This is a genomic window from Candidatus Moraniibacteriota bacterium (genome assembly GCA_016699795.1).
Classification (GTDB): domain Bacteria; phylum Patescibacteriota; class Minisyncoccia; order Moranbacterales.
Genome location: CP065011.1, coordinates 740,278 through 750,173 on the forward strand (window position 1 = coordinate 740,278; position 9,896 = coordinate 750,173).

Annotated in this window: 8 protein-coding genes and 1 tRNA gene; 8 read left to right on the forward strand and 1 reads right to left on the reverse strand. The window is 36.3% G+C overall.

Annotation, left to right across the window (positions count from 1 at the left end; translation table 11 throughout):
- Entirely contained in the window at positions 1–1,080 is a 1,080-nt protein-coding gene (locus IPN70_03535; protein ID QQS60937.1) for a hypothetical protein, read from the reverse strand.
- 354 nt (positions 1,081–1,434) lie between these two features.
- Here IPN70_03535 and IPN70_03540 point away from each other — a divergent pair, with 354 nt between their 5' ends.
- The 8 genes from IPN70_03540 to IPN70_03575 all read left to right on the forward strand — a co-directional run bounded on the left by IPN70_03540 (position 1,435) and on the right by IPN70_03575 (position 9,560).
- The gene (locus IPN70_03540; protein ID QQS61853.1) at positions 1,435–1,923 is read left to right on the forward strand and encodes a peptidylprolyl isomerase; all 489 of its coding nucleotides are present in this window, start codon (positions 1,435–1,437) and stop codon (positions 1,921–1,923) included.
- Positions 1,924–1,978: 55 nt separating this feature from the next.
- Positions 1,979–3,787: an elongation factor 4 gene (lepA, locus tag IPN70_03545; GenBank protein ID QQS60938.1), complete on the forward strand. Its 1,809-nt coding sequence runs from the start codon at positions 1,979–1,981 to the stop codon at positions 3,785–3,787.
- Positions 3,788–4,091: 304 nt separating this feature from the next.
- A complete protein-coding gene (locus IPN70_03550; GenBank protein QQS60939.1) occupies positions 4,092–4,499 on the forward strand; it encodes a septum formation initiator family protein in 408 nt (135 codons plus the stop codon).
- A gap of 32 nt (positions 4,500–4,531) precedes the next feature.
- Positions 4,532–5,653, forward strand: a complete 1,122-nt coding sequence (locus tag IPN70_03555; GenBank protein QQS60940.1) for a peptidylprolyl isomerase — start codon at positions 4,532–4,534, stop codon at positions 5,651–5,653.
- A gap of 142 nt (positions 5,654–5,795) precedes the next feature.
- The gene (locus IPN70_03560; GenBank protein QQS60941.1) at positions 5,796–7,049 is read left to right on the forward strand and encodes a trypsin-like peptidase domain-containing protein; all 1,254 of its coding nucleotides are present in this window, start codon (positions 5,796–5,798) and stop codon (positions 7,047–7,049) included.
- Between the two features lie 7 nt (positions 7,050–7,056).
- Positions 7,057–7,554 carry a hypothetical protein gene (locus tag IPN70_03565; protein ID QQS60942.1) on the forward strand — a complete coding sequence of 166 codons (498 nt, stop codon included), beginning with the start codon at positions 7,057–7,059 and terminating at the stop codon, positions 7,552–7,554.
- An 80-nt stretch (positions 7,555–7,634) separates the two neighbouring features.
- Positions 7,635–7,707 (forward strand) — tRNA-Lys (locus IPN70_03570).
- An 881-nt stretch (positions 7,708–8,588) separates the two neighbouring features.
- Positions 8,589–9,560 (forward strand): hypothetical protein, encoded by a 972-nt coding sequence (locus tag IPN70_03575; protein ID QQS60943.1) that lies wholly within the window; start codon positions 8,589–8,591, stop codon positions 9,558–9,560.
- The last annotated feature ends 336 nt before the right edge of the window (positions 9,561–9,896 follow it).

The following is a 9,896-nucleotide window of genomic DNA, read 5'->3' on the forward strand; positions in this document are numbered from 1 at the left end:
TTATTTTTTTGGGGTGTAGTGAATCTCATCTTCTTTAATAGCAAAATGACGCATAATAAGATCTTTAAAATCAAAAAGATCTTCCCCCATAAAAATCATTCGGGGAATGCTGTGATTTTTCTTCAGAGATGTAAGTGAACAATCTCCGAAAGCACAATTAATAAAAAGGGGAGAATCTTTTTCTTTTACAACACCTTTTATGCGATAAAATTTTTCTTTAGGGAATTCTTTTAGAAGAATGGGAAGAAGCGTTTCTCTATCAAAAATTTTAGTAGGGCGAATTTCTATAAGATCAACTTCAAATCCGTGATGATCCTGATTTATTTCAGAAGCACTTTCTTTTGCAGATTTTTCTGTGGTAAAGAGATTGCTATTGAGGCTAAAAATAATTTCAGGGTGAATATGCCCTCGATCCGTTTTTATTTTTGGAGTGTCAAGATTTATTTCATAAAGATCGTCAAGATTTCTTTCTAGAGTAAATTCATCGAGATCCTCATGTTTATTGATAAGTATAAGATCAGTATATTTTGCCTGAATTTTGAGTGTGGGACTTTTGTGAACATATCCTTGAAAATTTTTGGCATCGATTACGGTAATAACGCCATCCATAACAAGAGAGGGATTCTTTCGTATTTCCCAAACAACAGGCGCTGGAGTTGCTGATCCTGATGTTTCTATAATTATGCGATCAGGATTGGTTTTGGCGAGTTCCTTGAGTGCTTCAGAAAGTTGACCAATCATAACATGACAAATGCAACCCTGAAGCATTTCCTTTACGGTCGCAGTTCGGGATTCTTGAGCGAGTTCTGTATCTACTTGGGTATTTCCCATTTCATTTTTTAGCCAAGCGATAGAATAATTTTTGGGCATCTCTTTAATAAGATTGGTGATGACTGTTGTTTTTCCAGCACCAAGATATCCTGTAAAAAGAGTGACCGGTATTTTTTTTTCGAGTATTTTTTCGGATTGTTGTGAGGATGTTGTTAAGGAAGGGGAAGCTTTCTTTTTCAAAAAAACTTTCTTTTTTGTATCTTCAGAAAAAAGAAAAGGACTTTCCATAGGAGAATCGTTTTTGGACATAGAAATAGAGTTTAAAGACGAGAAATATCTTTTGAATTATAGGGTGTGCAAAAAAAAATATCTTTATGATATACTATACCAGTAATTTTCTAAGTAAAAAAGAATATGACTAAAAAGGTTGGTTCGTTCCTATTTTTGATTATTGTGGTGGCGACATTATCAGGCTGTTCTCTCTTGCCTGAAAAAACACAAGAAAATGAGGACTATAAAAAAATTGATTTAAATGAATTGAAGAAAACAATGCAATCAAACGAGGAATCTCCCACGCCTTCTGAAAAAGATGCGCAAAATAATACGCAAGAAGAAATAGCTAATGTAAATGAAAATATGAAACAATATAAGAGTGCTCCTGAAATGCAAATTGATGTAAATAAAGAATACTCAGCAATTTTGCGTACGAGCCAGGGAGATATTAAAATTTCTCTTAACGCCAAACAAGCACCGATAACGGTAAATAATTTTATCTTTCTTTCTAAGGAGAAATTTTATGAAAACGTTATTTTTCATCGTGTGATAAAAGATTTTATGATTCAAGGAGGTGATCCAACGGGGACGGGCTCCGGGGGACCAGGATACTCCTTTAAGGACGAGTCTATTGTAGAAGAATATACAAAAGGAACGCTTGCCATGGCTAATTCAGGACCAAATACGAATGGAAGTCAATTCTTTATTATGCATGTGGATGTATCATTACCTAAAAATTATGTAATTTTTGGAAAAGTAATTTCAGGAATGGATGTTGTTGATGCGATAGCGTCCGCTCCAGTAAAGGCGGGAATGTTTGGAGAGGCTTCTACACCTGTAAATCCAGTGATTATTCAAAGTGTTGAAATTTCTGAATAATAATTTCTTTCTGCGAACTTGCGTTTTTTCTTGTTTTTCCTTACTTTGAGAGTATATGGAAAAAATATCTACTTCGGAATTAACGAGAAATTTTTGTATTATTGCACATATTGATCATGGAAAATCAACTCTAGCTGATCGATTTTTGGAAGTGACTAAAACGGTAGAAAATCGAAAAATGAAAGAGCAGATGTTGGATCAAATGGATCTAGAGAGAGAACGTGGAATTACTATCAAACTCCAACCTGTACGAATGAGATACGAAAAAGATGGTTTATTGTATACGTTGAACCTTATAGATACGCCGGGCCATGTTGATTTTCAATACGAGGTTTCTCGTTCACTTGCTGCTGTCGAGGGAGCTATACTTTTGGTAGATGCTACGAAAGGAATACAAGCACAGACTTTGTCTAACCTGTATTTTGCAATGGAGCAGGATCTTACTATTATTCCTGTAATAAACAAAATTGATCTTCCGAATGCACAAGTAGAAAAAACAAAAAGGGAGATATCGCATCTTTTGGGTTGTTCGGAAGAAGATATTTTATGCGCTTCAGGAAAAACAGGAATTGGTGTTGAAGCAATTCTTGATGCCGTCATAAAAGAAGTGCCCTTTCCAAAAGGAGAAAGAGAAAAACCTCTTCGGGCTTTGGTTTTCGATAGCCAGTATGATGATTATAAGGGGGTAATTGCTTATGTTCGAATTGTAGATGGAAAAATTGGTGTTGGAGAAAAAATTCGTATGATGGCGGCAGATGCTTATACAGAAGCTGGTGAAGTGGGAATTTTTACGCCAAAACTTTTCCCGCAAGAATTTTTGGAAGCCGGATTGATTGGATATATAGCCACGGGTTTTAAAAGTATCGAACAGTGTCGAGTGGGAGATACCATAACAAGCGCTTCAAAACTAATAGAGACTATTCCTCTGGAGGGTTATCAAATTGTTCAGCCCATGGTATATGCTAGTCTTTATCCTAACGATGGGGAAGATTATAATGCTATGCGAGAATCTTTGGGTAAATTAAAATTGAATGACGCAGCCTTTAGTTTTGAACCAGAAAGTAATCCTGCTCTAGGACGTGGTTTTCGATGTGGTTTTCTGGGCATGCTTCATTTAGAAATTATTCGAGAACGCTTGGATCGAGAATATGCTTTTGAGCCAACCATAACAACTCCAAGTGTTGTGTATCAAGTTCTTTGTAAAGGTTGGAAAAATTCTGAAAGTATTTTTTCTGCTTTTGAATATCCAGATCCTTCCGAAATTGAAAAAACATTTGAGCCTTATGTGAAATTGGAAATAGTAACTCCACAAGAATATGTTGGGGCTGTTATGGAATTATCAACAAAGGCAAGGTCCACCTATAAAAATACTCACTATTTGGATGAAACTCGTGTTGTAATGGAATTCGAAACACCTCTGGCTGAAATTATTGTGAATTTTCATGATGATCTTAAAAGTATTTCATCGGGATTTGCTTCAATGAATTATGAGCCAATTGGATATCGTGAAAGTGATTTGGTGAAATTGGATATTTTTGTAGCAGGAGATATGATAAGTGCTTTTTCTCGAGTTATACCCAAAGAACAAGTTTTTTCCGAAGGAAAACGAACGGTAGAAAAATTAAGAGATACTATTCCTAGACAGTCATTTGTTATCCCATTGCAAGCTTCTGTAGGAGGAAAGGTGATTGCTCGTGAAACTATACGTCCTTATAGAAAAGATGTTACGGCAAAATTATATGGTGGAGATATAACTCGAAAAAGAAAGTTGTTGGAAAAGCAGAAGAAAGGAAAGAAAAAAATGCAATCAATGGGAAAGGTATACATTCCTCCTCAAGCTTTTCTTTCTGTTTTAAAGCGATAAGAAAAAGACTTCTTTTTTTATGTATGATATACTTAAAAAAAGAAATGGTACTATTTTTTAAGCTTAAAAAAGATAGAGATGGTTTATAATTCAGAAAGTATTCATTCGATATTGTAAGGCGGGTAAAAACTCTAAGAAAAAATATGTTTTAGAGGTGGAGAATTAAAACTTTTAAGGATTAAAAATATGAATCGAAAAATGAAGAGAAAGATAGTAAAAATATTTTGGATCATTGCATCAGTTTTGATTATTATTGCTATGGTAGGATTTCTTCTTGCTCCAGCTTTTTATTATAATTAAAAATATGCGTTTTGTTTCTTTTTTTATAATTATTTTGGTAATCATTGGAGCATTTTCAGGCGCATTCTTTTTGGGACGATCGGGTTATGAAGCATATCGAAAGAACCAAACTATAGAAGAAGAAATTGCTAGATTAGAAAGTGAAGCGAAGAGGCTTTCTGTAGAGAATGAAGAATTAGAAAAAAAGATTGTCTATTTTGGAACAGATTCATTTACTGAGCGTGAAGCTAAGGAAAAGTTAAATTTGAAACATCCTGAAGAAAAAGTCGTTCTTGTAAAAGGAAGAGCTGTTGAAAACTTAGAAGAAGATCCAAAAAAACAAGATCCAAAAATTACAATAAATGGAAAAGAAAAGGATTACATTCCTCTTTATAAAAGATGGTGGACCATTTTCTTTTCTCCAAGGAAATAATAAATATATGTATAAAGATTTTTATTTACTCTATGAAATTTAAAATAAAAAAAATAGCCGAAAAGAAGAATATTAAACGCATACTGACTTATTTACGACGCCCGCTAGTTCTCTTTTTTGTAATACTTTCTCTCGCGATTATTCTTTTTTTGTTTTCTCTTGTTCGCGTGTATATGCGAAGTGATATTACTTTACATGAGCCTTCTTCTGGAATTTTTTGGTATCCAGCTCTTTGGATATCTCCTTTTTCTTTTATTTCTTACGAAGAAGTCGCAAGAGATGTATTAGCTATTCAGTCTCATTATAATAATCAAGATTTTTCCTCCGCTGGTTTTCGTGTGGACTTTTCTACTGAAGAAGGAAAAAAACGTCTGAAACTTCGTGAAAAAGAGCTTCTCAATATACTTATTGAGCAAAAAGCTTTTCAAAGAATTGTTCAGGATGCTGATCTTCGCGTTACTGATCAAGAAGTTAACGATAGTGTGGAGCGAAAATTAAGCGAATTTGGGACAAAAGAAAATGTAAAAGAAACCCTCAATCGTCTTTATGGTTGGAATTTGGATGATTTTAAAAATTATATTGTAAAGAATGAAATTTATCGAGAAAAAGCAAAATTTGTTTTTTCTAAAAAAACTGATCACGAGACTGATAAGGAGGCTAAAAAAACTATAGAAAAAGTAAAAGCGGAATTAGATTCCGGAGAAGATTTTGCTGTTTTAGCTGAGAAATACTCCGAAGGAGTGACATCAAAAAATGGGGGTCGTTTTGGCTGGTTGCTTTTAGGGGAAATTATGGAACCTTCTGTAGCAAAGGCTATTATTTCTATGGAAGCGGGATCAACAAGTTCCATTATCGAGAGTGACTTGGGATATCACATTGTTAAAGTGCATGATTCGAAGAAAGATTCTTCAGGAATTCTTTATGATATAAGTCAAATATTTATTAAAAAAATGACTTTTTCTCAATGGATTGAGGACTATATAAAAGCATTGAACGTCAAAGTTTTTCTTAAGGGATATACATGGGAAGCTTCAGAAGGGCTTGTTGTTTTTTCGGATGAAAATATGAAAACCTTTGAGTTGAATCTGCTCAATAATCAACAAATCCCGAAAAATGAAAGTGAAGATGTAAAAAAAGAATCTGAAAAGAAATAATGAAAGAAAATAATTTCTTTCTCGTATTAAAAAATTGTGGGAAGAAAAAAATTTTTTTTAAAGATTTTTTCTCTTTTTAGATTTGTAGTATAGTAAGAAAACGTTCTGATATTTTTTATAGATTTAAAATATTTTTACATATATGGATGAAGAAATTAAACAACAACAAGTATTTAATAAAGGATCTTTTCTTTTTTCTATTGTTCTTTCGATTCTTTCTGGTATATTGGGCGGTGTTTTCGTTTTACTTTTGGCAAATCCTATAGTAACAAAAGAATCTTTAGAGAAATCTCCTTTGGAGAATAATAAAGAAATGGAATCATCTAAAACTACGGTTATCGCTGAAGATGATGCTATTATTCAAGTAGTTGAAAAAGTTTCTCCTAGTGTTGTGAGTATTGTAGTTACGAAAGATCTCTCCCAAATGCAAAGATATTTCAGTAGTCCTTTTGATATGTTTTTTGGAGGAGATCCTTATGCACAAAAAAATGAAGAAGGTCCTTCCGAAATGCAACAAATAGGAGGCGGTACAGGATTTTTTGTCTCTTCTGAAGGTATGGTGGTAACCAATGCTCATGTAGTTGAAGATACATCAGCAACATACACCGTAGTGACACAATCAGGCGATAAATACGAAGCCAAAATATTGGCTACGGATCCTACTCGAGATGTAGCAGTTATTAAAGTAGAAGGAACAAATTTTCCTGTAGCGGAATTGGGAGATAGTGAAGCTCTTCGTTTAGGTCAAACTGTTGTTGCTATTGGATATTCTCTTGGGGAATTCGCTAATTCAGTAAGTAAAGGTATTATTTCGGGAACACAAAGAAGTATTTTCGCTGGGTCTTCTCGCGGACAATCAGAACAGCTTAGCAATGTTATTCAGACCGATGCCGCAATCAATCCAGGAAATTCCGGAGGACCTCTTTTGAATATTCAGGGGAAAGTTATAGGTGTTAATGTCGCTATGGCACAAGGCGCTGAGAATATAGGATTTGCCCTTCCTATTAATTCTGTGCGAAAAGTTATAGATCAAGTTCGTGAAACCGGAAAAATTGTAACACCATTTCTGGGTATTCGTTATCTCATTATCAATGAAGAAATTGCCAAAAAAAATAATCTTGAATATAACTATGGAGCGCTTATTATGAGAGGGGAACAACGGTCTGATTTGGCTGTAATGCCTGCTTCTCCTGCTGATCGCGCAGGTCTTAAAGAAGGGGATGTTATTTTGGAAATTGCGGGTGAGAAAATTACTGAAGAAAAACCTCTAAATTTTCTTATTTCAGAACATAGCATTGGAGAAGAAGTAGCTTTTAAAGTTTGGAGCGATGGAGAGATAAAAGATATGACCATTCTCCTTGAAGCTCGAAAAGAAGATACAAAAGAGAAAAAATAAAATAAATATGGAAGATATAATTGGAAGCCTCCCGTCTTTTTCCGAGTTTCTTACGGGGGATGTTGTCTTGTTCCTTGTTGTTATCGGTGGTGCTATTGCTTTGAGTATAATTTTTGGAAAGTCTCGCTTTGTTCGTTTTGTGTTGTCTATTTATTTGGCATATGCCTTTTTGGCAGTCTTTCCAAAATCTATTCTTATTAAAATTCCTTATGGAGAAGCTCTTATTTTTTTAGGAGCACTTATTCTTCTTGTTTTTTTGGGAAAAAATCTTTTTAACATTTACTATCGTTCTGAAATTCAGGGATGGATACCCACCTTTTTCTTTGCCTTCTTTGTTTCGGGCTTTCTTTTGGGTATTTTTTTCCGTCTTCTTCCCGGGGATGCCTTCTTTTGGGATTTCCTATCCTATCGATCAGCTCAATATCTTATTGGTGAATGGACCTTTCTTATTTGGTTTATTGCTCCTTTGATTATTTTAACAATACTTAATACGAGAAAATCTTAATAAAAACTCCTATAAAAAGAGTAGGGTTTGACTTAGGTTAATTTCTTCGATATAATCGCATACGTATTTTTAGAATTTTTGCGCGCATAGCTCAGTCGGTAGAGCAGTGGCCTTTTAAGCCAACGGTCGGGGGTTCGAATCCCTCTGCGCGCACGAAGTAAGCGCTAAGCATGCAAACTGCTTTGCATGCGTGAGGGATGAGAAAGACGGAACGATGTTTCGCATATGTATGTATGCGAAACCGTGAGTCGGGGTCGAGAAATATTTTCTTAAAATATATTCGTGACCGAATCCCTCTGCGCGCACGAAGTAAGCGCTAAGCATGCAAACTGCTTTGCATGCGTGAGGGATGAGAAAGACGGAACGATGTTTCGCATGTATGCGAAATTTTTTTTGTTTTTTCCTTCGTACTCAACCTTTTCCCCTGCGAAGGCGGGGAATTATTTGATTCTTTTTCCTTTCCCGTCCTTTCGATCGACAAGTCTTCGAGGAGTGGAGACTTAGTCCGCCTTTGGCGGAAAACTTTCCGGATTTCCTTTTCGTTGTTCGGATTCCTCCCCCTTAGAAAAAGGGGGATTGAGGGGGATTTTTTTCCGTCTTTGTGAGCATAGCGAAGTAATCCAGAAATTCAGATGGACCGCCACGTCGCGGACTCCTCGCGGAGACGGAAAAAGAGTCATTGCGAGGAGGAGTCTTCGAGTGAAGTGGCAATCCAGAAATTCGGATGGACCGCCACGTCGAGGACTCCTCGCGGAATCGGAGATCCAGCATTTCACAAAAAACACAAAATATTCTATACTAAAAAAAGAAAAGAGAGATTTCCATCAAAGGCGAGATGAAACAATCCATTGATCCGTCTTTGCGAGTGTAGCGAAGCAATCCAGGAATTTCGGATGGACCGCCACGGCTGAGTACAGCCTCGCGGAATCGAAGATCCAGTATTTCACAAAAAACACAAAACATCCTATACTAAAAAAAGAAAAAAGATTATTTCACAAACAAAAAAAAGAACATTTATTATACAATAAAATAGTATGATGTTTACGAAAAAAAATACTCCCCCCAAACTACAAAGAACTCTTGATGGAATACGAAAAGAAAAAAACAATACTTATTCTATAAAAGAAAAAAAAGAAATCTCTCTTTCTTCTTTTTTTTCTTTCCTCTCCAAAAAAAGAAAACTCACTTCTACTTTCCTCTTAACCATTCTTATCTTAGGAGGAGTCTCTTTTTTCTTTTCAAAAAATATAAAAGGAGCAACGTATGGATGGATTCAAAGTAGTTGGATAGGAGGAGTAACAGTAAATACTGCTACACATACCAATAATCAAGAAAACTGGACGGAGTATGCTTCCAAAGATTCTAATATTCAAGCAGATGCAAGTGGTGTAACGATTACGGGGACGAATAATAGTTGGGTAGAGACGAGTGATGCGGACTTTAACGATGGATCATTTGCCCAAACCTATACAACGGGAAATGCTATTTATACCCAAAAACCTTTTGGTGCTACTTGCACTACGAATGCACAATGCTCTAATGGAGGGGATGAGGGAACTACTGGGGGACTCTGCTCAGGAGGAATATGTACCGATCCCTGGCAGACAGGACCATGTGCTGGTATCTATGTTCATGCCTACAATGCATCGGGAACGTATATGTGGAAAACAACACAAACTAACTGTGATACTCCTCAGTGCGGACTCAATGGAGGACAAAATGATGATAATCTCGTCGCCGATAATTCCGTAGATTTCTCACTGTACCCTGCGCGAAATGCATGTAAGAATATGGGAGAAGGAGGAAGGCTTCCTACTCTTTTAGAGTTTCAGTGTATTTATACCAACCGAGCTGTTTATGATGACTATGGTGGACTTTCGACTTATCATTGGTTAAACACAGAAAATTCTACTACGTACGCACACTATTTTGACAGTACTGTTGCTCGTGGAGGAGTTTATCATAAGACGAACAGCTATTCCGTCAGGTGTGTTCGTGGACAATGATCCCCTCTCTTTTTTTCGACCGACAAACTTTCTTCCCTTCGTCTTTTCGACCGACGAGTCTTCGAGGAGTGGAGATTTGGTCCGCCTTTAGCGAAAAACTCTCAGGATTTTTTTCTTTTTCCCCGTGAAGACGGGGATCCAGTATTAAAGGAGTACAGAAGAGAAATTTCTCCACTCGTTCGCGCTGCTCACTCGGTCGAAAAGACGGAAATCCGAGTCATTGCGATCCCGCCGTGGCGGGAGAAGCAATCCAGGAATTCGGATGGACCGCCACGCTTTCTCGAAGACTCGAAATCTCGCGGAGACGGAAAATGCGTCATTGCGAGGAGCGAGTCC